Source organism: Stenotrophomonas sp. CCNWLW162, assembly GCF_037203745.1.
Classification (GTDB): Bacteria; Pseudomonadota; Gammaproteobacteria; order Xanthomonadales; family Xanthomonadaceae; genus Stenotrophomonas; species Stenotrophomonas maltophilia_AQ.
The window spans coordinates 405,151-429,294 of sequence record NZ_JBBCBL010000001.1 but is presented as its reverse complement, the minus strand read 5'-3'; the positions used below and the strand labels follow the sequence as shown (position 1 = coordinate 429,294).

At 65.8% G+C, this 24,144-nt stretch carries 19 protein-coding genes; 10 read left to right on the top strand and 9 right to left on the bottom strand.

What is annotated here, in order from left to right:
* The first annotated feature begins 63 nt into the window (after nt 1-63).
* The 3 genes from V9K93_RS02080 (at nt 64) to agp (ending at nt 4,929) form a co-directional block, all read left to right on the top strand.
* Nucleotides 64-1,626, top strand: coding sequence for a serine hydrolase (locus V9K93_RS02080; protein ID WP_295380505.1), 1,563 nt, complete (start codon nt 64-66; stop codon nt 1,624-1,626).
* Between the two features lie 132 nt (nt 1,627-1,758).
* Nucleotides 1,759-3,591 carry a multidrug efflux ABC transporter SmrA gene (smrA, locus tag V9K93_RS02075; RefSeq protein ID WP_136638665.1) on the top strand — a complete coding sequence of 611 codons (1,833 nt, stop codon included), beginning with the start codon at nt 1,759-1,761 and terminating at the stop codon, nt 3,589-3,591.
* A 120-nt stretch (nt 3,592-3,711) separates the two neighbouring features.
* The gene (gene agp, locus V9K93_RS02070) at nt 3,712-4,929 is read left to right on the top strand and encodes a bifunctional glucose-1-phosphatase/inositol phosphatase (RefSeq protein ID WP_337301999.1); all 1,218 of its coding nucleotides are present in this window, start codon (nt 3,712-3,714) and stop codon (nt 4,927-4,929) included.
* A 474-nt stretch (nt 4,930-5,403) separates the two neighbouring features.
* Here agp and V9K93_RS02065 read toward each other — a convergent pair whose 3' ends face one another.
* Nucleotides 5,404-7,212, bottom strand: a complete 1,809-nt coding sequence (locus V9K93_RS02065) for a DUF885 domain-containing protein (protein ID WP_337301998.1) — start codon at nt 7,210-7,212, stop codon at nt 5,404-5,406.
* Between the two features lie 113 nt (nt 7,213-7,325).
* Here V9K93_RS02065 and V9K93_RS02060 point away from each other — a divergent pair, with 113 nt between their 5' ends.
* A complete protein-coding gene (locus V9K93_RS02060; protein WP_046983156.1) occupies nt 7,326-7,682 on the top strand; it encodes a GFA family protein in 357 nt (118 codons plus the stop codon).
* Nucleotides 7,683-7,714: 32 nt separating this feature from the next.
* Complete coding sequence (locus V9K93_RS02055) at nt 7,715-8,482, top strand: DUF4349 domain-containing protein (protein ID WP_211195195.1); 768 nt, start codon at nt 7,715-7,717, stop codon at nt 8,480-8,482.
* A 120-nt stretch (nt 8,483-8,602) separates the two neighbouring features.
* On the opposite strand, the gene V9K93_RS02050 is transcribed toward V9K93_RS02055, so the two are convergent.
* Both V9K93_RS02050 and V9K93_RS02045 read right to left on the bottom strand, forming a co-directional pair.
* Nucleotides 8,603-8,896 (bottom strand): hypothetical protein, encoded by a 294-nt coding sequence (locus V9K93_RS02050; RefSeq protein WP_046983155.1) that lies wholly within the window; start codon nt 8,894-8,896, stop codon nt 8,603-8,605.
* 69 nt (nt 8,897-8,965) lie between these two features.
* Nucleotides 8,966-9,910: a LysR substrate-binding domain-containing protein gene (locus tag V9K93_RS02045; RefSeq protein WP_004150868.1), complete on the bottom strand. Its 945-nt coding sequence runs from the start codon at nt 9,908-9,910 to the stop codon at nt 8,966-8,968.
* 116 nt (nt 9,911-10,026) lie between these two features.
* Here V9K93_RS02045 and V9K93_RS02040 point away from each other — a divergent pair, with 116 nt between their 5' ends.
* The gene (locus V9K93_RS02040; RefSeq protein ID WP_046983154.1) at nt 10,027-10,899 is read left to right on the top strand and encodes a DMT family transporter; all 873 of its coding nucleotides are present in this window, start codon (nt 10,027-10,029) and stop codon (nt 10,897-10,899) included.
* A gap of 563 nt (nt 10,900-11,462) precedes the next feature.
* On the opposite strand, the gene V9K93_RS02035 is transcribed toward V9K93_RS02040, so the two are convergent.
* Entirely contained in the window at nt 11,463-12,365 is a 903-nt protein-coding gene (locus V9K93_RS02035) for a peptidylprolyl isomerase (protein ID WP_136638662.1), read from the bottom strand.
* Between the two features lie 170 nt (nt 12,366-12,535).
* Here V9K93_RS02035 and V9K93_RS02030 point away from each other — a divergent pair, with 170 nt between their 5' ends.
* The 3 genes from V9K93_RS02030 (at nt 12,536) to V9K93_RS02020 (ending at nt 15,419) form a co-directional block, all read left to right on the top strand.
* Nucleotides 12,536-13,975: a HEAT repeat domain-containing protein gene (locus V9K93_RS02030; protein WP_337301997.1), complete on the top strand. Its 1,440-nt coding sequence runs from the start codon at nt 12,536-12,538 to the stop codon at nt 13,973-13,975.
* A gap of 92 nt (nt 13,976-14,067) precedes the next feature.
* A complete protein-coding gene (locus V9K93_RS02025; protein WP_004150914.1) occupies nt 14,068-14,433 on the top strand; it encodes a PadR family transcriptional regulator in 366 nt (121 codons plus the stop codon).
* Nucleotides 14,430-15,419: a sensor domain-containing protein gene (locus V9K93_RS02020; RefSeq protein WP_046983151.1), complete on the top strand. Its 990-nt coding sequence runs from the start codon at nt 14,430-14,432 to the stop codon at nt 15,417-15,419. The genes V9K93_RS02025 and V9K93_RS02020 overlap by 4 nt, the downstream gene beginning before the upstream one ends.
* A 106-nt stretch (nt 15,420-15,525) precedes the next feature.
* Here V9K93_RS02020 and V9K93_RS02015 read toward each other — a convergent pair whose 3' ends face one another.
* Both V9K93_RS02015 and V9K93_RS02010 read right to left on the bottom strand, forming a co-directional pair.
* A complete protein-coding gene (locus tag V9K93_RS02015; RefSeq protein WP_046983150.1) occupies nt 15,526-16,833 on the bottom strand; it encodes a polyhydroxyalkanoate depolymerase in 1,308 nt (435 codons plus the stop codon).
* Nucleotides 16,834-16,926: 93 nt separating this feature from the next.
* On the bottom strand, nt 16,927-17,517 hold the full coding sequence (locus V9K93_RS02010) for a class I SAM-dependent DNA methyltransferase (protein WP_046983149.1): 591 nt from the start codon (nt 17,515-17,517) through the stop codon (nt 16,927-16,929).
* A 147-nt stretch (nt 17,518-17,664) separates the two neighbouring features.
* Between V9K93_RS02010 and V9K93_RS02005 the strand changes: the two genes are divergently transcribed.
* Nucleotides 17,665-18,120 (top strand): CopD family protein, encoded by a 456-nt coding sequence (locus V9K93_RS02005; RefSeq protein ID WP_253077652.1) that lies wholly within the window; start codon nt 17,665-17,667, stop codon nt 18,118-18,120.
* A 327-nt stretch (nt 18,121-18,447) separates the two neighbouring features.
* Here V9K93_RS02005 and V9K93_RS02000 read toward each other — a convergent pair whose 3' ends face one another.
* From V9K93_RS02000 to dnaE, 3 genes are all read right to left on the bottom strand, one after another.
* Nucleotides 18,448-19,407, bottom strand: a complete 960-nt coding sequence (locus tag V9K93_RS02000) for an acetyl-CoA carboxylase carboxyltransferase subunit alpha (RefSeq protein WP_012510504.1) — start codon at nt 19,405-19,407, stop codon at nt 18,448-18,450.
* Between the two features lie 113 nt (nt 19,408-19,520).
* Nucleotides 19,521-20,390, bottom strand: a complete 870-nt coding sequence (locus V9K93_RS01995) for a hypothetical protein (RefSeq protein WP_046983147.1) — start codon at nt 20,388-20,390, stop codon at nt 19,521-19,523.
* Nucleotides 20,391-20,455: 65 nt separating this feature from the next.
* Nucleotides 20,456-24,046 (bottom strand): DNA polymerase III subunit alpha, encoded by a 3,591-nt coding sequence (gene dnaE, locus V9K93_RS01990; protein ID WP_046983146.1) that lies wholly within the window; start codon nt 24,044-24,046, stop codon nt 20,456-20,458.
* Nucleotides 24,047-24,144: the final 98 nt, after the last annotated feature.

Below are 24,144 nucleotides of genomic sequence, written 5' to 3'. Positions count from 1 at the left end.
ATCGCGCGAAACCCCGGTGACGGCCTGCACATGGCCGCCACCCCTGTTCGGAGATCGTGCTGGATGAAAACCTGGATTGGAGGAGCCGTGCTGCTGGCGTGCACGACCATGGCGAACGCTGCGACCCCGGAGCAGCTGCAGGACCTGGATGCCACCGTCGAGCGCGTGCGTGCACAGTTCGACGTGCCCGGCATTGCCGTGGCCGTGGTCAAGGACGGCCAGGTGGTGCTGGAACGCGGCTGGGGCGTGCGCGAGCAGGGCAAGCCGGAGCCCGTGCAGGCCGATACGCTGTTCGCCATCGCTTCCAACACCAAGGCATTCACCGCCACCTCGCTGAACCTGCTGGCCGAGGACGGCAAGCTGAAGATGGACGACAAGGTGATCGACCACCTGCCGTCGTTCCGCATGTCCGACCCGTTCGTGACCGGCCAGATGACGATCCGGGACCTGCTATCGCACCGCAGCGGCCTGAGCCTGGGTGCCGGTGACCTGCTGTTCTGGCCGACAACCTCCTACAGCAACGCTGAAGTGGTGGAGCGTCTGGGCAAGGTGCCACTGAAGGGTGGGTTCCGCGAAAGCTACGCCTACGACAACATCCTGTACGCGGTCGCCCAGCAGGTGATCGAACATGTCTCCGGCATGAGCTACCAGCAGTTCCTGCAGACCCGCATCTTCGACAAGGTGGGCATGGCCGGCACGCGCTACAACGCCGATCACCTGAAGCCGGGCGATAAGGCGGCGGTCGGCCACGCCAAGTACGATTTCAAGAACCTGCGCACCGTTGCTCCGCTGACCTGGTCGAACAATGCCGGCGCCGGTGGCATCTATTCCAGTGCGCACGACATGGCGCGCTGGATGCAGGTGCAGCTGGCCGAGGGCAAGCTGGCCAATGGCACGCCGCTGTTCACCGACAAGAGCCAGCAGCAGATGTGGCGGATGATCACGCCACAGTCGATCCCGGCGCCGAGCGTGCCGGAGCTGGCACCGGCGCGGGCCAACTTCGCCGGCTATGGCGAGGGCTGGAGCCTGAGTGACTACCGCGGGCAGAAACTGGTCTGGCACACCGGTGGCTGGCCGGGCATGGTTTCGCGGCTGACCCTGGTGCCGGGCGAGAAGCTGGGCGTGGTGGTGCTGACCAACCAGGAAGTGGGTGCGGCGTTCAACGCGATCACCCTGAGCGTGCTTGATGCCTATCTGGGCGGCGAGAAGCACGACTGGGTGGATGCCTATGCCAAGGCCGTGGCCAAGGGCCAGGACAAGGCCGACGAGGCCTGGGCCAAGCACCAGGCGGCGCGCGACAAGGGCAGCAAGCCGTCGCTGGCAATGGCCGGCTACAGCGGCACCTTCCGCGACCGCTGGTACGGCGACATGCAGGTCAGCGCCGAGGGCAAGGGGCTGCGCCTGCGCTTCATGAAGACCGCGCAGCTGAGCGGCCGGCTGGAGCATTGGCAGCACGACACCTTCATCGTGCGCTGGGACGACCGTTCGCTCAACGCCGATGCGTTCGTGAACTTCAGCCTGGACCCGGACGGCAGGGTGCGCGAGGTGCGCATGCAGTCGATCTCCGACCTGACCGATTTCAGCTTCGATTTCCAGGACCTGCTGTTCACCCCGGTGGCCCGGTAGGTGCCAACCTTGGTTGGCCTGCGGTAGGGCGCCCACCAAGGTGGGCGACTACCGGGGGGCTCAGGCGATCATCGGCTGGCGTACACATCCGGCGTGGGATACTTCGCCGCTTGCAAGAGGCGAGGGAATGCGATGTTCCGTTGGTTTGAATCCCTGATTCCGGTGTTTCCGCCCGTGGACGGGCGCATGCCGCCGCGCAAGGTGGTGCCGTTCTACCTGCACTACCTGCGCCCGGTGTGGCCGGTGCTGCTGGCCACGCTGATTGCCGGCCTGCTGCTGGCGCTGGTGGAAGTGGCGATGTTCGATTACCTGGGCCGCATCGTCGACATGGTCGCCGAGCAGCCCGGTGCCGGCTTCTTCCAGCGCCATGCCAACGAGCTGGGCTGGATGCTGTTCATCACGGTCATCGCTCGGCCGATCCTGGTCGGCCTGCACAACCTGCTGGTCAACCAGGCGATCGTGCCAGGCCTGAGCAACCGCTCGCGCTGGCTGATGCACAACTACGTGGTGCGGCAGAGCCTGAACTTCTTCCAGAACGACTTCGCTGGAAGCGTGGCCAACCGGGTGATGCAGACCGGTACCTCGCTGCGCGAATCGGCTGTGCAGATGGTCGATTCGCTGTGGTACATCGTGGTCTATACCGGCACTGCGCTGTACCTGTTCGCACAGGCCGACTGGCGCCTGATGGTGCCGTTGATCCTGTGGCTGCTGACCTATGCAGTGATCCTGATGTACTTCGTGCCGCGCGCGAAGGAACGGGCGTGGATCGCTTCCGAAGCACGTTCCAAGGCGATGGGCCGCATCGTCGACGGCTACACCAACATCCCTACGCTGAAGCTGTTCGCCCATGGTGGCCGCGAGCAGGCCTATGTGGCCGAGTCGATCCAGGAACTGGCGGTGAAGCACCGCGCGCAGACCCGGGTCACCACCGGCATGGACCTGGCCATCGCCATCGTCAACGGTTTCCTGATCGCCGGTACCTGCGGCCTGGCGCTGTGGTTGTGGAACGGCGGCCACATCACCGTTGGCGCGATCACGCTGGCGACCGGCCTGGTGATCCGCATCCACAACATGTCCGGCTGGATCATGTGGACCATCAACGGCATCTTCGAGGACATCGGCACGGTACAGGATGGCATCACCACCATCGCCCAGCCGCTGACCGTGCAGGACCGCGAGGATGCGGTGCCGCTGCAGGTGACCCGTGGTGGCGTGCACTTCCAGGACATCCACTTCCACTACGGCAAGAAGGGCGGCGTGATCGCCGGACTGGACCTGGTGGTGAAGCCGGGCGAGAAGATCGGCCTGGTCGGCCCTTCCGGTGCAGGCAAGTCGACCCTGGTCAACGTGCTGCTGCGGCTCTACGACCTGGAAAGCGGGCGAATCCTGATCGACGATCAGGACATTGCCTACGTTACGCAGGAAAGCCTGCGCCAGCAGATCGGCGTGGTCACCCAGGACACCTCGCTGCTGCATCGTTCGATCCGCGACAACCTGCTGTATGGCCGCCCCGATGCCACTGACGAGCAGTTGCATGCCGCCGTGGCCAAGGCGCGCGCCGCAGCCTTCATCGATACGCTGGTGGACGGGCAAGGCCGGCGTGGCTACGACGCGCACGTGGGCGAGCGCGGCGTGAAGCTGTCCGGTGGCCAGCGCCAGCGCATCGCCATTGCCCGCGTGCTGCTGAAGGACGCACCGATCCTGGTGCTGGATGAGGCGACCTCGGCATTGGACTCGGAAGTGGAAGCAGCGATCCAGGACAGCCTGGACCAGTTGATGGGCAACAAGACGGTGATCGCGATCGCGCACCGCTTGTCGACCATCGCGCGCATGGACCGGCTGGTGGTGATGGACCAGGGCCGCATCGTCGAGACCGGTAGCCACGCCGAGCTGATCGAGGCCGGTGGACTGTACGCGCGGTTGTGGGCGCGACAGACCGGTGGTTTCGTCGCTGCTGATCAGTGATCGTTTCGGGGTCGGAGCCCTTTCCGGTGGAAAGGGCTCCGACCCCACATCACGTCCCCCAAGGACGGAACCTTTTCCGCAGGAAAAGGCTCTGACACCGAGCCCTTTCCGGAAACCAGCATGATCCGATTCCTGTGCCCCCTGTTTCTGGCGCTCACCCTCGCCGCAACGGTTGCGGCCGCTGCGCCGGCGCCAGTGGAAGGCGACCACCTCGAGCAGGTTGTCCTGCTCAGCCGCCACAACCTGCGCGCTCCGGTGGTGGCATCGGGTGCTTTGGCCAATGCCACACCGGAGCGCTGGCCAATCTGGGACGTGGGTGCTGGCGAGCTGACCACCAAGGGCGGCGTGCTGGAGGTCTACATGGGCCGTTACATTGGCCAGTGGCTGCGCCACGCACAGCTGCTGCCGGTATCAGGCTGCCCGCAGCCGGCTGATTTCCATGCCCATGCCAACAGCCTGCAGCGCACCCAGGCCACCGCACAGTTCTTCATCGCCGGTGCGTTCCCGGGCTGCCATGTCACGGTCGAGCAGCGCATGCCGCTGGGAGTCATGGATCCGTTGTTCAACCCGGTGATCCACAACGGTGATGCGGCCTTCCGCGAACGCGCGTTGTCGGCGATGCAACAGGCGCAGGTCGCATCGTATCTGGCACCGGCGTTGGCAGTGGTGGAGGCGATCACCCGCTACCCGCAGTCGGCTGCGTGCGCAGGCCGCAGCGAATGCCACCTGACGCCGGCCGATTCCATTCTCAGCGCAGAGCCGGGCAGGGAACCGCGTACTACCGGTTCGTTGGCCCTGGCCAGCGGGCTGGTCGATGCCTTGCTAATGGAGCACTACCAGGGCAATGGCATCCCCCGCGAAGGCTGGGGCCGATTGAACACGGAGGCCCAATGGCAGGCGCTGGCGCAGATCCGCAACCGCTACCAGGACATCCTATTCGGCACCCCCGAGGTCGCCCATGACGTGGCCGCGCCGCTGCTGGCAAGAGTGAATGCGTTGTTCGAGGACCCGGCATCGCCGAAGGTGAGCCTGCTGGTCGGCCACGATTCCAACATCGGTTCCGTGCTGGCGGCGCTGGGAATCGCGGACTACACGTTGCTGGGCCAGTACGAGAAGACGCCGATCGGCGGTCTGCTGCAGTTTGAACGCTGGCGTGATCATGGGGCAGGCGAAGCGCGTTATCGGTTGGTGTATGTCTATCCCACGCGCGGGCAGCTGCGTGGTGCTATCCCGTTGACCGACGCGCAGCCGCCGGGGCGGGTGGAGCTGATGCTGCCGGGCTGTGGGCAGTCGGGTTGCAGTGAAGCGCAGTTCAAGAAGCTGCTGCATTCACCTTGAATCCGGGGATGGATGGCAGCGTCGCATTGTGATGAGACGGAGGCAGCTTCGCGTCCCGTATGCTCGGATTCGGGTAGTCTCCAGCGATCAACCAAGCGATCTCGGTGAATCATGAACATTACGGGCTTTCTTGTAATGGACGGTGATGGAGATGAAATAAGGGCGGATCCCCATGGCAGCAACATTGCCTTTACGTGTTTTGATTGTGGATATCCGGTGGTGGCCGATGCCTCGGAGAACCAACGTGGGAGCGACGAGGATTGTCCCGCTGCCTGCCGCGGGTGTGGTGTGGAGTACTTCCTCGATTTGAGACTGAACTCGAGGAAGCTGTATATCCACATCGTCTGATTGAGTGGTGGCAGAAGCGGTGCGAACCAAGGTTCGCACCCACCAGGATGGCAGGTCGCAACTGCCAGAACAGAAAACGGCCCGGGTCTTCCCGGGCCGTTCCATTTCCGACTCACACCTGATCGATCACTCGATCGGCTGGTCCAGCATCAGCTGGCGTGCGAAGCGCACCGGCGGTGCGCCGTAGGACAGCATCTGGTCGTGGTAGGCCTTCAGGTTGAACTTGTCACCCAGCTTGTCCTGCATCGCCTTGCGGGTGTCGAAGTGTTCCTGCGCACCGACGAAGTAGGTCGGCAGCTGAGCCGAGGTCAGCTGCGCACGCACCCACTTGCCCGAGGCTTCGCTTTCCTGCTGGAAGGCGTCGTGGGTCATCAGGTGCATCGCCTTCTCGCGATCCCAGTTGTCCACGTGCACGCCCTGGTCGAGGATCGCGTTGGAGATCGTGCGCAGGTAGAACTTCAGCTGCACCAGGTGGAACAACGGGTCGTTGTTGAGATACCCCTGCTCCTGCATCATGCGCTCGGTGTAGACCGCCCAGCCTTCGGCGAACAGGCCTGAACGCAGCACCGCGCGCAGGGTGGAGGGGAACTTGGCCGAATGCCAGCCTTCCAGGTAGTGCCCCGGGGTGCCTTCGTGGATGCTGAGCAGGTGGATCATGCGCGAGTTGTACTCACGCAGGAACGAGTCGACCTGCTTGTCGTTCCAGTCCTCCGGAATCGGCGAGACGGCGTAGAAGGTCTTCAGGTTCTTGTCCAGCGGGCCGGGCGAATCGCAGTAGGCCACTGCCACGCCACGCTGGAATTCCGGCATCAGGATGATGTCCACCGGCGCGTCGGGCAGGGTCATCAGATCGTGTTCGCGCACGAACGCGGTGGATTGGTCCAGCGCGGCCTTGGCATCGTCCACCACCTTGTCGCGTGCCGGCTTGTCGGCGTAGGCCAGTTCCAGCGCGACCTCGATCGCCTTCTGCTGCTGCTCGTCGGTCGGCTGCGCCGGCATTTCCGGTGCGCCGGGCTTGTCCTTCAGCACGGTCTGCGCGATGCCGTACATGTCTTCGCGCACGCGCTTGAGTTCGGCGCGTGCCCGCTCGCCGATCTCCTGCCGCGACAGCGAGGAATTCAGCGCGAACTTCAGCTTCTGGTCGTACTTCTCCGCACCGATGCGGAAGTCGCCCTTGGCGTTGGGCACCAGGGTCTTGTCCAGCCAGGTCTGCTGCTCGTCCACGGCCTTCTTCAGGCCATCGATGGCGGCCTGCAGGCGCTGCTGGTCGGCCTGCGGCAGTTCGCCGATGTGCGGGGTGATGAAGGTATCGACGATGCTGAGAATGCCCTTGTTCTGCTTGGCCACCGTCTCGGCATGGATCTTTGGCACGCGGGCCGGATCCAGGTTCTCGCGGGCCTGGGCGAAGATCGCCGGCAGCTTCTCCATGCGCGCGGTGGCCGCCTTCAGGCGCTCGGGCAGCGGTGCGAATTCACGGGCCATCAGCCCGTAGATCGCGCTGCCGGCCACGCCGTTGTACAGCTGCGGGTCCCACTTGCCGGACTGCATGACCTCGGCATTCCAGATCTCCGACTGCAGCTGGTTGCGCAGGATCGCCGCGTCCACCTGGTTCTCGCGGCCCAGCTTGGCCACCTCGATCTTGTCCAGCTCGCCCAGCAGCGCCTTGTAGGCGGCCACGGTCTTCTGCTGGCCGGCGGCACTCAGATCGTCGATATCGCTGTCATAGCGGTGGTCGCCGATCTGGGTGGCGCTGACCGGCGAGAGCTGCATCCAGGTGTCCAGGGCGCGCTTGGACAGGTCGGCGAAGGCGGCATCAACCGCTGCGTCACCGGCCTGCTGGCTGGCGGCCGGGGTGGAACCGTTGGTCGGGGCGTCGGCCGGCTGGCAACCGGCCAGGGCGGCGACCAGGGCGAGGGCAAGAAGATGCGGGCGCATCGGCGTTCCTGTACTGGGGTCAATTCCCGAGCATAGGCCCCCGGAGCTGCTTTGTCCCCGTGCCATAGGATTACCATGGGCACTGACAAGGACCCTCCAGCGGAGCGCAGGACATGGAATACCAGGGAAGCTGCCATTGCGGCAGGATCGCATTCACCGTACAGGCCGAGGCGCCGATCAGCGACGTCATCGACTGCAACTGCTCGATGTGCCGTCGCCGCGGCAGCCTGCTGTGGTTTGCCCCGCGCGAGGCGTTCCAGCTGAGCACCAATCCCGCGGACGTGGCCACCTATCATTTCAACAAGGCCCACATCGATCATCACCATTGCCGCGAGTGCGGCGTTGCCCCCTACAGCGAAGCGGTGGACCCGCGCACCGGCACGCCGATGGTGGCGGTGAACGTGCGCTGTGTACCGCAGGTGGATCTGGCCACGTTGGCGGTGATGTCCTACGACGGAGCGGCACTGTGAGGCCGGTGCACGTGTGGATGCGCGTGGTGACGATGCCGGTGCTGCTGCTGGCGCTGGTGGCCTGTGCCAAACACGGCGATGTGGCGGCCGATGCAGGCGCCACCGCCGCCGAAGCTGCCGTTGCTTCACCGGAAGGCGCATTCCTCGCCTACGAACACGACGTGCAGGTGCAGCTGGAAGCGGCGCAGATCGCACCGCGCATCCAGCAGGTGGCGCAGGCCTGCCAGAGCGCGAGGTTCGGTGACTGCGCGGTGCTGCAGGTCGATCAGCGCAGTGGCGAGCAGCCCAGCGGCGAGGTCAAGGTGCGGATTGCACCGAAGGGCACTGAGCCGTTGATCGCGTTGGCCGGTGAGGGCGGCAAGCTGCAGTCGCGTAGCACGCGCGCCGAAGATCTCGCGCAGCAGGTCGCCGACACCGCACTGACCAAGGCGCGGCTGGAGAAGGAACACGCGCGGCTGCTGTCCTACCAGGACCGCAAGGACCTGAAGATCGAGGACCTGATGGCGATCACCACGCGCCTGTCGGAGATCGAAGCGGGCGTCGAACAGGCCAACAAGGATTCGGCGCAGCAACGCCGGCGCATCGATACCCAGCTGGTCACGATGCACTTCGATACCACATCGGGCCAGCGCAGCCGCAGCGAGATCGGTGAGGCGCTGAGCGAATCGGGCAGCATCTTCAGCACCAGCATTGCGTTCCTGATCCGCGCTGCCGCCGCGTTGTTGCCGGTAGCGGTGCTGGCGTTGATCGCGACCTGGGGTGTGCGGGCGTGGTGGCGTCGCCGACGCCGCAAGCCCTGATCGAACCGCGCCCGGTGTTCGCCGGGCATGGCCCGGCGCTACCGGAACAGACGGTGCATGGCCCGGCGTTACCGGGGTGCTTCGAGCATCGGGTAGCGCCGGGCCATGCCCGGCGAGTCCTCAGCCCTCGTCCGTCTCGTACTCGACGAACACATCAAGCTCCAGCGCAAGCTCCTGCACTGCATCGCGCACCTTCTGCGCAGTGCTCTCGTTGCCCACTTCCACCTCCAGTTCGTGGGTGCCCGGGCCGATGTCATCGGACAAACCGGCCGAACTGGAATCGTCGTCGTCCATGTGCGGCATCAGGTCGTCGGTTTCCTCGACATGCTCGATGCCGTCCAGGCCAAGCAGCAGATCGCTGATCGCACGGGCGTCGTCTTCGGTTCCGGTAATACGCAGTCGTAGCAGGGCCATGGCAGAAGCACGTAGGGGAGTTCGCCTGCAGACTAGCCAGCCGCGGGCAAAGACCGGGTGAGGGCACGGTCAGCCGGCTGTGGGCATGCGCCCCAGCAGGCTGTCCGGCAGCGCCGGGATCGGCGTGCGTTCGTCCTGGGCCTGTTCCAGCAACCAGTCGATGAACAGGCGCGCGGCCGGGCTCGGCGCTTGTCCTTCGGCATGCACCACGTAGTAGGCATAGCGTGCCTTCAACGCTGGGCCAGGCAGGCGCAGCAGCTCATAGCGTTGCAGATAGGGCTGGGCGACATGCGTGCGGGCCAGTACCGCGCCCATGCCGTACACCGCCGCACGCATCGCATCGGTGCTGTCGGCGAAGGTGTGCATCGGCGGCATGGGCGAGGGCGGACGTACACCGGCGTGGCGGAACCAGTCGCGCCAACCCTGCGGTGACAGATCACTGAGCAGCGGCAGCTCGGCGATGCGTGCCGGGTCCTGCAGCGTTTCGACCCCGGCCAGCGCCGGTGAGGCGACCGGGAACAGGTTGTCGTCCATCAGATGCTGCGCATGCAGGCCGGGCCATTGGCCCAGGCCGTAGCGGATGCCGACCTCTGGCCCGTTGTCGTCGTAGCGGTCCAGGCCGCTGCCGGTGTGCAGCTCGATGCGTATGTGCGGATGGGCCTGGGTGAAGCGCGGCAGCCGTGGCAGCAGCCAGCAGTAGGACAACGAGCGCAGCGTGGTGATCCGCAGTGGCACGCTGTCGGCGTCAGGCTGCAGATGATGGGCGACCGCGGCCACATCAGCGAAGGCCGCACTGGCGGCATCGGCCAGCTGCCGTCCCTCGGCGGTGAGGCGAACGCCTCGCGCATGACGCAGGAACAGCCGGGTCTCCAGCACCTCTTCCAGGCGTCGCACATGGTGGCTGACCGCGCTGGCGGTCAGGTGCAGTTCCTGCGCGGCCTGGGCGAAGTTCTGATGGCGCGCAGCGACCGCGAAAACGGCCAGGGCAGGAAGCAGGGAAGGGCGTAGCAGCATGTCGAGCCTCAAACCATATTTGTGGCTGGCAGCGATACTACGCGCTTGTGTGGCGGTCGTCTGCGGCCGATCCTGTGAGGCCGGACGAGGAATGCAGTGATGGTTGGAGAACGGATATGAATGCGGTGCCACAGGCGGCCGAGCGCGACTGGCGCACGCCGCTGGAATTGACCCTGCTGGGCGCCATCTGGGGCTGCTCGTTCCTGTTCATGCGGGTGGCGGTGCCATCGTTCGGCCCGTTCGCGCTGGTCGAGGTGCGGCTGGTGCTGGGCGCGCTGGTGCTGCTGCCATTCCTGTGGCAAGCGCGGGCGCAGTTTCCGCCGCGGCGCTGGCTGTGGCTGGCACCGATCGGCCTGGTCAATTCGGCATTGCCGTTCGTGCTGTTCGCCTACGCGGCCGAGCGTGCACCGGCAGCGATCGGCGCGATCTGCAATGCGATGACGGTGCTGTTCGCTGCGTTGATCGCCTTCCTGTTCTTTGGCGAGAAGATCGGTGCGCGGCGTGCGGGTGCGCTGCTGGTTGGTTTTGCCGGCGTAGTGGTGTTGGCCACGGCCAAGATCTCGGGCCTGAGCATCGGTACGGCCGTGCTGGCCGGCGCGGCCGCTTCGCTGTTGTACGGTCTGGGCGTGAACCTGGTGAAGCGGCACATGACCGGATTGCCTTCGGCTGCTGCGGCCGCCGCCACGCTGTCGTGCGCCTCATTGTGGTTGTTGCCGATGGCGCTCACCCATCTGCCGCAGGGCCCGATCCCGGGCAAGGCCTGGGGCGCGGCAATCGCGTTGGGCGTGGTCTGTACTGGATTCGCCTTCCTGATGTTCTATCGTCTGATCGGCCGCATCGGCCCGTCGCGTGCATCGACGGTGACCTATCTGGTGCCGTTGTTCGGCGCAGCGTTCGCGTGGCTGTTCCTGGGTGAAGCGGTCACGGTGCAGATGTTGATTGCCGGTGCGTTGATTCTGGGGAGTGTGGCGGTGAGTCAGAAGGGCTGAGGTGTTTTGCACGTGGTGCGTGCTGAAGGCGCTTCATTGTTCATGGGCGTCACTTTTCTTTTCGCGCGAAAAGAAAAGTAACCAAAAGAAACGCGCCGCCAGGTCGCGAGCCGCCGTGCTTCGCACGTCGGTCCCCTGCGCTTCTCGGTGAATCAGGGGACAGTGCCGAACTCGCTACGCTCAGACATCGGCACCTCTTCGCCCCTGATTCCCCTGCGATGCTCGGCTCGCTCAAGGCGGATCCAGATCAAAGGCCACAGCTGCACCCAGTAGATCCACGCCATGCGTGGATGCTTTTGCGGTTGATCTTGACCTTCCAGTCCGCCTTGAGCGAGCCGAGCACCGCAGGTCCGGCGAGGGCGAAGAGGCGCGGGTGTCTGAGCGTAGCGAGTTCCCGCGCCGTCCCTCGACGGGCCGAGGAGCACAGGGCACCGGTGCGCAGCATCGGCTCGCGGCTGGCGGAACGTTTCTTTTGGTTACTTTTCTTTGCGTACAAAGAAAAGTAACGCCCATGAACAGTGACGCACCTTCAGCACGCGCCACGCGCAGAACCCGCGACGGCGTTACTTCACCGGCACCGGAACATTGCAAAGATCGATATGACCCGCCGGGCGCTTGTAGAAATCATCCACGCGATTGCGTCGCGCTTCGACCGTATCGGCGAACGTCTTTGAATCAGTGCGCAGCACCTGGATTGGCGTGCGCTCGGCCGCCGGCACGTCGCTGGCGCGGCGGATCGACACGATCGGCGTGCGCAGCTTCGGGTCGGCATAGAAACCCATCGGCGCCGGTCCGCGCGGGGTCGCGCTGAGCAGTTCCATGCCCTTCAGCACGCGACCGACCAGAGTGATGTTGCGGTCCAGCTGACGCGGCGACTGGCCGGTCACCACATAGAGTTCGGCACCGATGCTGCTGTCCTCTTCGTTGCTGCGGCCCGCGCCCAGCATGCCGTAACAATGCGCCAGCCAGGCCTTGCCGGCCTGCGGGTCCTGGCCGACCGGGAAGCCGTCGAAGAAACCGGTCTGCGCGGCCCAGCCATCGCGATCCGGCAGCACGCTGACCTTCAGGCCAGCGCTGGCGCGCTCGAACTCGGCCGGCAGCTTGCGCGCGGCACTGCCGAACGGCTTGGCCTTGGCCGCGTCATCGGCGTCGGCATCACCGAACTGCACCACGAAGTTGTCCTGCGAACGGTAGATGCTGGTGCCGTCCCAGAAGTGTTCGTGGGCGAAGGTCTGGATGTTGGCGACATGGCGCGGGGCGAATTGCGGAGCCAGCTCGATGATCACCCGTCCGGCCGGCAGGTCCATGTACAGCAGGTTGGCCGGGTCCGGCGTGCGCCAGTCGCTGGCCGCCGAGGCGTCGAGGATCTGCTGCGGGCTTCTGTAGGGCGAGGCCGCGCTGGCCATTGCGGGCAGCAGGCAGGTCAGGGCGAGGGCGGTCAGGGCAAGGCGTCGACGGTGCGGCATGGGATCCCCGGAACATGAACGAGGGTCTGATTCTGCGCGAGAGTACGCGCCTGCGCCACGGTGGCGTGCTGGCCCTGTCCATGCAGGTGCGGCACGATGGCCATTGTCCTTGATGGAAGCAGATGATGGTGATACCGCATCCGGAAGCGCCCGAAGCCGCACTGCGCGCGATGATCGACCAGATCCTGAAGGGGTTCGTCGATGAGGGGGTGGATCGTCTGCATTGGTTGCAGACGCTGTCGCCACGAGGGTTGTTCGATCTTGATGAGCGTCGACGCAGCTGGTGGGCCCCCAACGGAGATGGCCTGCTCGACTGCCTGAAGGCCTGCGCAGCGCCGCCGGTTGATGTGCAGACGGCGGCACTGTTCCTTGCGGGCTCGGACGGCAATGGTCACACGCGCGAGGCCGCGTTGCAGAAGATGCGCTCGGTGCCCAGCCATCTGACGTTGTCCTGTGCCTTGCTCCGCTGCAATGATTGGGTGGCCGAAGTGCGCGCGGTAGCGCGGGATGTTGTGATGTCCCTGCTCGAGCAGTGTGCTGTGCACCACGTGCTGAAGGCTTGGCCGATCGCTGTCCGCTTGCGCGATGCACAGCGCGTGCAACGGGAGTGGCTCGACGGCGGCCTGTTCGCCTGGCTGTCGTCGCCAGCCGCTCACCCCGTTCTTGAAGGGCTGCTGGGCCACCCCGAGGCAAGAACCCGGCTGGCCGCCTTCACCATCGCCCTGCAGATCCATCCAGACCCGGAGGAACTGCGCTCGCTCGCGCTGCTGGACAACAGTCCGCAAGTCTCGCACCTGGCACTTACACATCTCTTGGCGAACGGCGTGCCTGGGGAGATCGAAGAGAAATGTGTCGTGGCGTTGGCCGCGCCGTCCAGCGGGGTGCGTGCCGGCGCGTTGCGGGCACTGGTCGAACGTAACGTGCCGGGTCTCGATGCACACATCGAAGCTGCCGCATTTGACCGTTCGCGCAGCGTGCGCAGATTGGCGGCGTGGCTGCTTCAGCAGCGCCATGCTCCCCCCGCGATCACGTTGTGGCGCGATGAACTTCAGCAGCGTACCCGCGGGCGCTGGCGCGAGGCGTTGGAAGCGTTGGGCGACCACGCCGAGGCTGCAGATGCGACCGCGCTGCGCGCGTTGTTGCCCGAGGTGTCGGCGCGCCATCGACGCAGCTGCCTGCGCGGTTGGCTGAGGGCTGGGGACGGCGCCAGTCTGGAATGGTTGCGTGCCGCACTGGAAGAGCCTGGGCGGACAGTGAACGAGCTGCTGGCCCGTGCGACGCCCCTGTGGGCCGGCGAGCTGGATCCGGTCCGGCTGGTGGCGTTCTGCCACGATGGTCCTTCGCACGTGGCACAGGTCGGCCTGCTGAGCCAGTTGCGCAGACTGCCCCTTTGGCAGCACCTCGATCTGCTGCTGGACGCGGTGCCGCAGCGCGAGGATGAGCGGGCTTGGCACCTGCGACTGGTGGAGAACTGGCTTCGGGCGAGCCAGCATTACTCACCACTGGGGGCCGCGCGCCGTCAGGCACTGGTCAGCCGGCTAGAAGAGGGCAGGCACACGCTGCCGGAGGCGGCCACCGCGCAGGTGCTGGAGGCGATACGTCGGGCCTGAATGCGCCTCGCCAACCGTCAGAGTGACTAACGACACATTCGCTATACCGAACTTCGCACTACTGTGGACTTCAACGTAGTGGAGGGCCGGTCATGTCCGAGGACGATGTCCACCTGAAGAAGTTCCAGAAGGAGCTCAGCGCCGGAACCGTGTCGCTGGCCCTGCTGGCAGTGCTGGCCCGGGCCGGCGAGCCGCTGTACGGCTACCTGATTGCCAAGGAGCTGGAGCGGGTGGGCGAGGGCGTGCTGAGCGGCAAGCAGAGCGCGCTGTACCCGGTGCTGCGGAACCTGGAGGGTGCGGGCCTGCTGGAAAGTCATGTGGAGCCGTCCAGCAGCGGGCCGCCGCGGCGCTACTACCGCATCAATGAACGTGGCCGCGAGGTGTTGGCGCAATGGCGCCAGGCGTGGCAGGCCACCCGCGATTCCGTCGATTCCGTGTTGGAGGGGGTACCACAATGAACGACCCGAGCCTGGCAGGCAGTGCCCTGCCGACCACCATTCCGCAGTATCTGGCGCAGCTGCGCGCGGCACTGGAAGGCGCCGACCCGGCGATGGTGCAGGACGCACTGTACGACGCCGAGGAGTATCTGCGCTCGGAGCTGGCGGCGCAGCCCGGGCGCAGCGAGACCGAAGTGATCGCCGACGTCGCCGGCAGCTATGGCGCACCGGATGAAGTGGCCGAGATCTACCGCGAGACCGAAGTGACGGTGAATCGTGCGTTGCGCTCGCCGCGTGCGGATACCGCGCCGATGCTGCGTGCGGCCGCGCAAGCGAGCGGCGTGGAGCCTGCCGCGCCGCCGCCGACGCCGGTGCAGCGCTCGCTGCTGGCGCGTTTCTTCGGCGTGGTGGCCGATCCGCATACCTATGGCGCGCTGTTCTACATGCTGCTGTCACTGGCCACCGGCATCTTCTTCTTCACTTGGGTGGTGACTGGTCTGTCGCTGTCGCTGGGCCTGCTGATCCTGATCATCGGCATCCCGCTGACGGTGCTGTTCTTCGGCTCGGTGCGCGGGCTGGCGTTGCTGGAAGGGCGGCTGGTGGAAGCGCTGCTGGGCGAGCGCATGCCGCGTCGTCCGCGCTACACCGACCGCAGCCGCACATGGCTGCAGCGCATCGGCGACATGTTCACCGATGGTCGCACCTGGCTGACGCTGCTGTACTTCGTGCTGATGCTGCCGCTGGGCATCATCTACTTCACCATCGCGGTGACGCTGCTGTCGCTGTCGCTGAGCCTGATCTGGGCACCGGTCGCGGCGGTCTTCAGTGGCGACATCCCCGGCGTGTACATCAACGACGTGAACGTGTTGCCGATGGCGGCCTCGCCGCTGGTGGCGATCGCGGTTGCCGCAGTGGGTGCGCTGCTGCTGGTGCTGACCCTGCATCTGGCACGCGGCATCGGCAAGCTGCATGGCTTGATCGCCAAGAACCTGCTGGTGCGGCTGTAAGCGTGAATCCACGCTTTGGCAGGTGCCAACCTTGGTTGGCACGATCCATCGGATATCGGGATTCATGGTAGAGCGCCAACCAAGGTTGGCATCTACCAGGGGCGAGTTACCCCGCCTTGCGGCGCAACGGGGTGACGTTGCTCTTCTTCTTTGAGGCCTTCGCTGCCGGTGCTTCGGCATGCGCGGCGAAGAAATCGCGCACCTTCGGGTACACCACTTCGCGCCAGCGACGGCCGCTGAAGATGCCGTAGTGGCCGGCGCCTTCAACGATGAAATGCTCGCGACGGTCCGCGCCGATGCCAGTGCACAGCGCCTGCGCCGCTTCGGTCTGGCCGAGGCCGGCGATGTCGTCCAGCTCGCCTTCGATGCTCAACAGTGCGGTATCGCGGATCGCCGACGGATCGACCTTCTCGCCGTTGACCACCCACTCGCCACGCGGCAGCAGGAAGTCCTGGAACACCACGCGGATGGTATCCAGGTAGTACTTGGCCGGCATGTCCAGCACGGCGTTGTACTCATCATAGAAGTTGCGATGAGCGTCGGCGTCTTCCAGATCGCCCTTGACCAGGTCGGTGTAGAAATCCCAGTGCGAGCTGAAGTGGCGGCTGGGATTCATCGACAGGAAGCCGGCGTGCTGCAGGAAGCCCGGGTACACGCGACGGCCGGCGCCGGGATAGCTGGCCGGCACGGTGTGGATGACGTTGTTCTCGAACCACGACAGCGGGTTCTGCGTGGCCAGGTTGTTGACGGCGGTCGGACTGCAGCGCGCATCGATCGGACCACCCATCATCACCAGCGTGCGCGGCGTAGGTTCACCACGGCTGGCCATCAGCGAAACCGCCGCCAGCACCGGCACGGTCGGCTGGCACACGCTCACCACGTGCAGGCGCTCGACGCCGAGATGGCGAATGAACTCCTGGATGTAGGCGATGTAGTCGTCGAGGCCGAACTCGCCTTCGCTGGCCGGCACCATGCGTGCGTCGACCCAGTCGGTCACATACACGCGGTGGTCGCGCAGCAGGGTGCGCACGGTGTCGCGCAGCAGCGTGGCGTGGTGGCCGGACAGCGGCGCCACCACCAGCACGAACGGCTGGTTGAGCATGGTGTGCAGCTGGTCGGCTTCATTGCTGTGGCGCTTGAAGCGCAGCAGCTTGCAGAACGGCTTGCTCACTTCCTCGTGCACGACGATCGGCACGCGCTCGCCTTCGACATCGATTTCGTTGATGCCCCATTCGGGCTTCTCGTAATCCTTGCCGATGCGATGGAACAGCTCATTGACGGCCGCCAGTCGATCGGCGCCGGGCATCTGCGACCACCAGTGGCCCTGGTTGGCGAAGAACTTGGCGTTGGCCTGGGCCTGGTGCACCCAGGGGGCGAGCAGGTTGCGGGTCAGTTCGTGCAGTTGATAGAGCATGCCGACCGAATATGTATGGTCATATGTTGCCGCGCAGCATATCCCATCCGGGTGTCCCGCAGGTTAAGTTGGCTCAAAATAATGAATCCGGATTCACATCCGCTCCAACGCCGCCGCATCGCCTGCCAGAGCGGGGCCGAGCCAGCAATGCGACCCTGCCGGCTGCATGCCCTGCCGGGCCAGTTCACGCCGGTACCAGCGCGCCGGGCGGGCCTGGAAGCCATCGTGGTCGCCTTCGAACGCATCCTCGGCGGCGAAGGTCTCCAGGAAGGCCACCCCCGCGGTCAGTTCAGCCACGCCGGCCAGGCCTGCGCGCAGTTCGCGATTGGGTACGTAGTGCATCACGTCCGAGCAGATCAGCAGGTCGACCGGGGCACAGGGCCGCAGCCAAGCGAAATCACCGAAGCTGGCCAGGTGCAGGTTGCGGGTCCGACCGTAGCGGCGCACAGCGTACTCGCTGCTGTCGAAGCCGAGGTATTCGACCTTCGGACGCAGCTTCAGCAGCGGTGCGCGCCAGGCGCCTTCGCCACAGCCGATATCCAGCACGCTGCGGATCGGCCGTTCCAGGTAGTACTCGGCGCTGGCCACGGCCAGAGCGACCTTGCGCGCCAGTCGAGCGCTGCCGCCGATGTCGGCGCTGCGGTACCAGCGTTGGAAGTAGGCGGCGTCGTAGGTCTTGTCCATGGGTCGGTCGCAGTGGTGAAAACGGCGCTTATCGTACGGCGTTGCGGCGTGCCATGCGTCGATGTGTCGCGGCGCTGGCGCGAGGGGGGGCCCGGCCACGGCATGCGAGAATGGCCGCCAACCTACGCCAGCCGCCGGAGCGAGCGCATGCAGAGCTACTACTGGGTCAAGACCTTCCACATCGTGTTCGTGGTGGCGTGGATGGCGACGGTGTTCTACCTGCCGCGCATTCTGGTGAATCTGGCCGAGACCGCTGGCCAGCCGGCGGTGACCGAGCGCCTGCAGCTGATGGGCCTGCGCCTGTACCGCTTCGGCCACTCGATGTTCGGCCTGGCGTTCCTGCTGGGTCTGGTGCTGTGGCTGGGCTACAGGGTCATCCCGGATTTCCCGACCATGGTCGCCCCCGGTGGCGCTGGTTGGCTGCACGCCAAGCTGGGCCTGGTAGTCTTGCTGCTGGCGTACTTCATCTGGATCGGGCGGCTGCTGAAGGGCGTGGCCAAGGGCAGGGCGCTGCCGTCGTCGCGCGCGCTGCGCTGGATCAACGAGATCCCGCTGCTGGCGTTCATTCCGATCGTGTGGCTGGTGCTGGCCAAGCCGTTCTGAAGTCCCGCGCGTTCGAACATGTCACTTTCTTGCTCGTGCAAGAAAGTAACCAAAGAACTCGCCGCCGAACGTGGGCCGGTGCTGCGCACCGGTTCCCTGCGCTTCTCGGTGAATCAGTGGACGGCGCCGAACTCGCTGCGCTCAGACACCGGCGCCTCTTCGCGCCTGATTCCCCTGCGATGCTCGGCTCCCTCATGGCGGACCCGAACGTCAACGGCCGCAGCTGCACCCAGTAGATCCACGCCATGCGCGGATGCTGTGCGAGGTACAGACAAAAAAAAGCCGGGCATCTGCCCGGCTCTTTTTTTATCCGACGTCAGGTAGCGATCAGGCCGCTTCGTACGTGCCGTAGCTGCGCAGGCGGGTATAGCGCTGTTCCAGCAGCTGCTCGGTGGACAGCTTTTCCAGCGCATCCAGCTCGTTCAGCAGTACCGCCTTCAGGCGCTTGGCCATCTGCGTCGGGTTGCGGTGGGCGCCACCGGTCGGCTCGCGCACGACCTTGTCGACCAGGCCCAGGCTCTTCAGGCGCGGGGCAGTCAGGCCCAGCTGCTCGGCCGCGTCCTTCGCCTTGCCGGCGTCCTTCCACAGGATCGAGGCGCAACCTTCCGGGGTGATGGTCGAGTAGACCGCATATTCCAGCATCACGGTGCGGTCACCCACGCCCAGCGCCAGCGCGCCGCCGGAGCCGCCTTCGCCGATCACGGTGCAGATGATCGGCACCTTCAGCTCAGCCATCTCGATCAGGTTGCGCGCGATCGCTTCGGACTGGCCGCGCGATTCGGCGTCGATGCCCGGCCAGGCGCCGGCGGTATCGATCAGGGTCAGCACCGGTAGGCCGAAGCGCTCGGCCATCTTCATCAGGCGCAGCGCCTTGCGGTAGCCCTCCGGCTTGGGCATGCCGAAGTTGCGCTTGATCTTTTCCTTGGTGTCGCGGCCCTTCTGGTGGCCGATCACCATCACCGAACGGCCGTTGATGCGGGCCAGGCCACCCATGATGGCCTTGTCGTCGGCGAAGGCACGGTCGCCGGCCAGCTCCTGGAACTCATCGAACATCACGCGGAGGTAGTCGGCGGTGTACGGGCGCGACGGGTGACGGGCCAGCTGCAGTACCTGCCACGAGGTCAGGTTGCGGAAGATCTGCGCGGTGCGCAGGCGCAGCTTGTCCTGCAGCGCGTGCACTTCCGCCTCGACATTGACCGCCGGCCCGGCGCTGGCGTTGCGCAGTTCCTGGATCTTGGCTTCCAGGTCGGCGATGGGTTGCTCGAAGTCGAGGTAGTTCGGATTCATCGGAAGCCGTCGTGTAAAGAAGGGGGGAATTCTAGCCGAATGCGTGCAAAGCACCCGTACGCCTTCGTCTGGAAGGCGACGGTAGCGCAGCCGGGCAGGGCGCGCCAGTCAGCTCAAGGCACCACCAGCGCGCTGCGGCCCATCAGCTGGCTGCGCTGGGAAACGAAGTCGTTGTAGGCCTCGTTGGCCTCACGGCCCAGCCCACTGCCCAGAGTGGCGGTGGCCGAGGTGAAGGCCATCTGTGCGGCGAAGTCCTGCTTGCGCAGGGCCTTCTGTTCATCGGCGGTGGTCGCCTTCAGCCAGCGCGCATAGACCTCGCGCAGCGGCGCGGCATGCGCCTCGAAGGCCGGCACCAGCGCCGGCAGGCTGGCCGGGGCCGGTTCCAGGCCGAACGTCGGGGCCACGTAGCCGGCCGGCTGCTCGCGCTTGAACGCGCCGGGCTCGCCCATGCCTTCTTCCACGTAGGTGATGAAATCCGGCGCGGTGAACACCTTGGCCACGATCTGGCCGCCGCTGGAATCGACGTGGGCGACCACCTTTTCCTCGGGGAACGGTTCGCGCACGCCGTAGGTCCAGGTCTTGTCGATGAACAGTTCGTGGCTCTTCTCGAACGGGCCTTCGAAGTCGACACCGCCCAGCTCGATGCCGGCCTTGCCGGTGCCGAAGTTCTTCAGCTTGCTCTCGTCGGTGACATAGATCTCGCGGGCGACCACGTACTCGCTCAGGGTCGGGTTGATCAGCCCGCCACGACCGTCGACGTAGACGATGAAGCGCACATCACCGAGCTTGTCGGTGTGCAGGCGATGCTCGCCCACGGCCAGCGAAATCGGGCGCGAGCCCTGTGCGGCCACCGGCAGGTCCTGGCCGTCGATGCTCAACGCCAGCGGCGTGTCGGTCGGGTTGTCGATCTGGAACTCGATCTTCGACGGGGAGCAGGCGGCCAGTGCGAGCGCAGCGGCGAACGGGAACAACAGGGTCTTCATCGGTAATCGTCCTTGATACTTGGAACGGGGAAAACAGAAGTTTCAGGAAAACCAGGGAGCCAGCCTCAGCTGGCCCATGGCGGGCTGTAGCGCACCTTCAGCGTGCGCACGGCCGGGTCGGCGCGCAGCGCCTCCATCAGCTTGGAATCGATGCGTACCGCGCTCTGCCCGGACACATCGAGCATGCCGGCGACGCCGCCGTGCGGCCCTTTCAGCAGCAGGTCCAGGCGCAGCGGCGTGCGGCCGGGGCGGTGGCGGTCGAGCAGGGCGTCGATGCGCTCCCATACCGGGCGCTGCTGGCGCAGGTCCAGGCGCAGCGACAGCCGCGTGGCGTAGTTGGCGCAGACTTCGTCGAAGTCCCAGCACTGGCGGATGCGCAATGCGAAACCGCCGTTGAATTCGTCCTCGCGCAGGCCACCCTTGACCACCAGGATGCGGTCCTTGGTCATCAGGTGGCCGAACTCGGCCATCGCGTCGGAGAACGCGCTGCACTCGACGCGACCGCGACCATCTTCGAGCTGGATGAAGATCTGGCTTTCACCCTTGCGGCGCACGCCGACCACCTGGCCGGCCAGCACCGTCTGCACTTCCGGTCGCCAGCGCTTCTCGCCGCCGCCACCGCCACCGCTGTTGGCGCTCCAGATCTTTTCCACTGAACCCAGGTCAGTACCGACCAGGTCGCGCACATCGTCACGCCAGGGGTCGAAGGGGTGGCCGCTGAGGTAGAAGCCCAGCGTGTCGCGCTCGCCATTGAGGCGCTGCAGCAGCGGCCATTCCTCGGCTTCGGGAAGGTCCAGCTGGATGGTCACCGTGCTCGGGTCGGGGCCACCGAACAGCGAGTTCTGGCCGGAGGCACGCTCGCGCGCCATCTGCTCGGTGGCCTTGATCACTTCCGGCAGCTGCAGCATCAACGAGGCGCGATTGTGGCCCAGCTCGTCCAGCGCGCCGCAGTTGATCATCGCCTCCAGCGTGCGCCGGTTGAGCTTGGCCGAACCGACGCGGGTGCAGAAGTCGAGCAGGTCCTTGTAGTCGCCGCCCTTCAGGCGTTCGTCCACCACCGCCTCGCAGGCACCCTGGCCGACGCCCTTGATCGCGCCCAGGCCGTACTGGATGGTGTCCGGGGTGACCGCTTCGAACATGAAGGCCGAGTGGTTCACCTTCGGCGGCAGCACGGTCAGGCCCAGGTTGCGCACCTCGTCCAGGAAGCCCACCACCTTCTCGGTGTTGTCCAGGTCCGAGGACAGCGTGGCCGCCATGAACTCGGCCGGGTAATGGCGCTTGAGCCAGGCGGTCTGGTAACTGACCAGCGCGTAGGCGGCGGCGTGCGACTTGTTGAAGCCGTAGCCGGCGAACTTCTCCATCAGGTCGAAGATCGCGTCGGCCTTGGCTTCGTCCACGCCATCCTTGGCCGCACCTTCGCGGAAGATCTCGCGGTGCTTGGCCATTTCGGCCGGCACCTTCTTGCCCATCGCACGGCGCAGCAGGTCGGCGCCGCCCAGCGAGTAACCGCCGACGATCTGCGCCATCTGCATCACCTGCTCCTGGTACACCATGATGCCGTAGGTGTCCTTCAGGATGGCTTCGGTGCGCGGATCGGGATAGATGATTTCTTCCTGGCCGTGCTTACGCGCGTTGAAGGAAGGAATCAGGTCCATCGGGCCGGGGCGGTACAGCGACACCAGCGCGATCAGGTCTTCGAACCGGTCAGGGCGCGCGTCCTTCAGCAGGCGCCGCATGCCCGAGGATTCGAACTGGAACACCGCGCCGGTATTGCCGTTGGCGAAGATGTCCTTGTAGGTGGGCGTGTCGTCCAGCGGAATCGCGGCGATGTCCACCGGCGGAATGCCGGCGCGCTCATGGCGCTTGTTGATCGCCTTCACCGCCCAGTCGATGATGGTCAGCGTGCGCAGGCCGAGGAAGTCGAACTTCACCAGGCCCACTTCTTCCACGTCGTTCTTGTCGAACTGGGTGACCGGGTTCTTGCCGAGCCCGTTCTCGTCGTGTTCGGCGTACAGCGGGCAGAACTCGCTCAGCGGCTCGGGACCGATCACCACGCCACCGGCATGCTTGCCGGCGTTGCGGGTCAGGTCTTCCAACTGCAGCGCCAGGTCGATCAGGTCGCGGACATCGTCCTCGGTTTCGTAGCGCTGGATCAGTTCGGCCGAGGCCATTTCCGAGCTGGGGCCTTCCTTGCCCTTGCCCAGCGCATCCTTCAGGTGGATGCCGAGGATGTTCGGGATCAGCTTGGAGACGCCGTCGACCAGGCCGTACGGGAAACCGAGCACGCGACCGGAGTCACGCACCACTGCCTTTGCGGCCATGGTGCCGTAGGTGATGATCTGGCTGACGCGCTCGCGCCCGTACTTGCGCGCGACGTAGTCGATCACCTCGTCGCGGCGGTCCATGCAGAAGTCGATGTCGAAGTCGGGCATCGACACGCGTTCCGGATTGAGGAATCGCTCGAACAGCAGGTTGTACGGCAGCGGGTCCAGGTCGGTGATCTTCAGCGCCCACGCCACCAGCGAGCCGGCACCCGAACCACGGCCCGGGCCGATCGGGATGCCCTGGTTCTTGCCCCACTGGATGAAGTCGGCAACGATCAGGAAGTAACCCGGGAAGCCCATCTTGATGATGGTGTTGAGCTCGAACTCCAGGCGTTCGAAGTACTCCTCGCGGGTCTTGCCCGGCGCCAGCGGATTTTTCTCCAGGCGCTCTTCCAGGCCGTCGCGCGACATCTTCTGGATCCAGGTGTCCAGGGTCTCGTCGTCGGGCACCGGGTAGTTGGGCAGGAAGTAGGTGCCCAGCCGCATCTCGATGTTGCAGCGTTCGGCCAGCGCCAGCGTGTTGTCGATCGCATCGGGGATGTCGGCGAACAGCGCACACATCTCCTCGGCCGACTTCAGGTACTGCTGGTCGCTGTACTCGCGCGGGCGCTTGGGATCGTCCAGCACGCGGCCGGTGGAAATGCATACGCGCGCTTCGTGCGCGCTGAAATCCGTCGGCGACAGGAAGCGCACGTCGTTGCTGGCCACCACCGGCAGGCCACGCTGGCCGGCCGCCATCAGTGCGAACTGGTTGAAGGTTTCTTCGCCTTCGCGGCCGGTGCGGGTCAGCTCCAGGTGCAGGCCGTCGCCGAACACGCGTTGCCAGTCGGCCAGCTGCTGCTCGGCCAGTTCATGCTTGCCGTCCAGCGCCAGGCGCCCGGCCAGGCTCTGCCGGCCAGCGAGTGCGAACAGGTTGGCGTTGCCGGCCTTCAGCCAGTCCGGGTGGATTGCAACGCCGCCTTCGGGGCGATGGCCTTCCATCCAGGCGCGGGTCAGCAGGCGCGACAGGCTCAGGTAGCCCTCGCGGTCGCGGCACAGCAGCGTCATCCGCCACGGGTCCTGCCCGTCCTCGGCGATCAGCACATCGGCGCCGGCGATCGGCTTGATGCCCACGCCTTCGGCCGCCTTGTAGAACTTGACCAGGGCGAACAGGTTGTTGAGGTCGGTCACCGCCAGTGCGGGCAGGCCAAGCTCGACCGAGCGCGACAGCAGGTTGGCCTGCTTGGCCTTCTTCGGGTCGGCCTGATCGGGTTTGGCCGGCACGCGGATGGTCGAGTCCGCCAGCGAGAACTCGGTGTGGACGTGGAGATGTACGAAGCGGGAGTTGGACATGCCGGACCAGGTTGGAGCGCGCGGGCCCCGGGTGCTGACGGGGGAATCGTCGCCGGGGTCGGGAAGCGCTGGAGTGCCTGGTCAGGGTAGCGAGGGCA

Excerpts from the sequence above, each read along its gene's own strand:
- V9K93_RS02025 (WP_004150914.1), top strand. The coding sequence starts at position 14,068 with ATGTCCGAGGACGATGTCCACCTGAAGAAGTTCCAGAAGGAGCTCAGC.
- agp (WP_337301999.1), top strand. The coding sequence starts at position 3,712 with ATGATCCGATTCCTGTGCCCCCTGTTTCTGGCGCTCACCCTCGCCGCA.
- V9K93_RS02060 (WP_046983156.1), top strand. The coding sequence starts at position 7,326 with ATGGAATACCAGGGAAGCTGCCATTGCGGCAGGATCGCATTCACCGTA.
- V9K93_RS02005 (WP_253077652.1), top strand. The coding sequence starts at position 17,665 with ATGCAGAGCTACTACTGGGTCAAGACCTTCCACATCGTGTTCGTGGTG.
- V9K93_RS02010 (WP_046983149.1), bottom strand. The coding sequence starts at position 17,517 with ATGGACAAGACCTACGACGCCGCCTACTTCCAACGCTGGTACCGCAGC.
- V9K93_RS02050 (WP_046983155.1), bottom strand. The coding sequence starts at position 8,896 with ATGGCCCTGCTACGACTGCGTATTACCGGAACCGAAGACGACGCCCGT.
- dnaE (WP_046983146.1), bottom strand. The coding sequence starts at position 24,046 with ATGTCCAACTCCCGCTTCGTACATCTCCACGTCCACACCGAGTTCTCG.
- smrA (WP_136638665.1), top strand. The coding sequence starts at position 1,759 with ATGTTCCGTTGGTTTGAATCCCTGATTCCGGTGTTTCCGCCCGTGGAC.
- V9K93_RS02030 (WP_337301997.1), top strand. The coding sequence starts at position 12,536 with ATGATCGACCAGATCCTGAAGGGGTTCGTCGATGAGGGGGTGGATCGT.
- V9K93_RS02080 (WP_295380505.1), top strand. The coding sequence starts at position 64 with ATGAAAACCTGGATTGGAGGAGCCGTGCTGCTGGCGTGCACGACCATG.
- V9K93_RS02015 (WP_046983150.1), bottom strand. The coding sequence starts at position 16,833 with ATGCTCTATCAACTGCACGAACTGACCCGCAACCTGCTCGCCCCCTGG.
- V9K93_RS02035 (WP_136638662.1), bottom strand. The coding sequence starts at position 12,365 with ATGCCGCACCGTCGACGCCTTGCCCTGACCGCCCTCGCCCTGACCTGC.
- V9K93_RS02000 (WP_012510504.1), bottom strand. The coding sequence starts at position 19,407 with ATGAATCCGAACTACCTCGACTTCGAGCAACCCATCGCCGACCTGGAA.
- V9K93_RS02045 (WP_004150868.1), bottom strand. The coding sequence starts at position 9,910 with ATGCTGCTACGCCCTTCCCTGCTTCCTGCCCTGGCCGTTTTCGCGGTC.
- V9K93_RS02040 (WP_046983154.1), top strand. The coding sequence starts at position 10,027 with ATGAATGCGGTGCCACAGGCGGCCGAGCGCGACTGGCGCACGCCGCTG.
- V9K93_RS02055 (WP_211195195.1), top strand. The coding sequence starts at position 7,715 with ATGCCGGTGCTGCTGCTGGCGCTGGTGGCCTGTGCCAAACACGGCGAT.
- V9K93_RS01995 (WP_046983147.1), bottom strand. The coding sequence starts at position 20,390 with ATGAAGACCCTGTTGTTCCCGTTCGCCGCTGCGCTCGCACTGGCCGCC.
- V9K93_RS02020 (WP_046983151.1), top strand. The coding sequence starts at position 14,430 with ATGAACGACCCGAGCCTGGCAGGCAGTGCCCTGCCGACCACCATTCCG.
- V9K93_RS02065 (WP_337301998.1), bottom strand. The coding sequence starts at position 7,212 with ATGCGCCCGCATCTTCTTGCCCTCGCCCTGGTCGCCGCCCTGGCCGGT.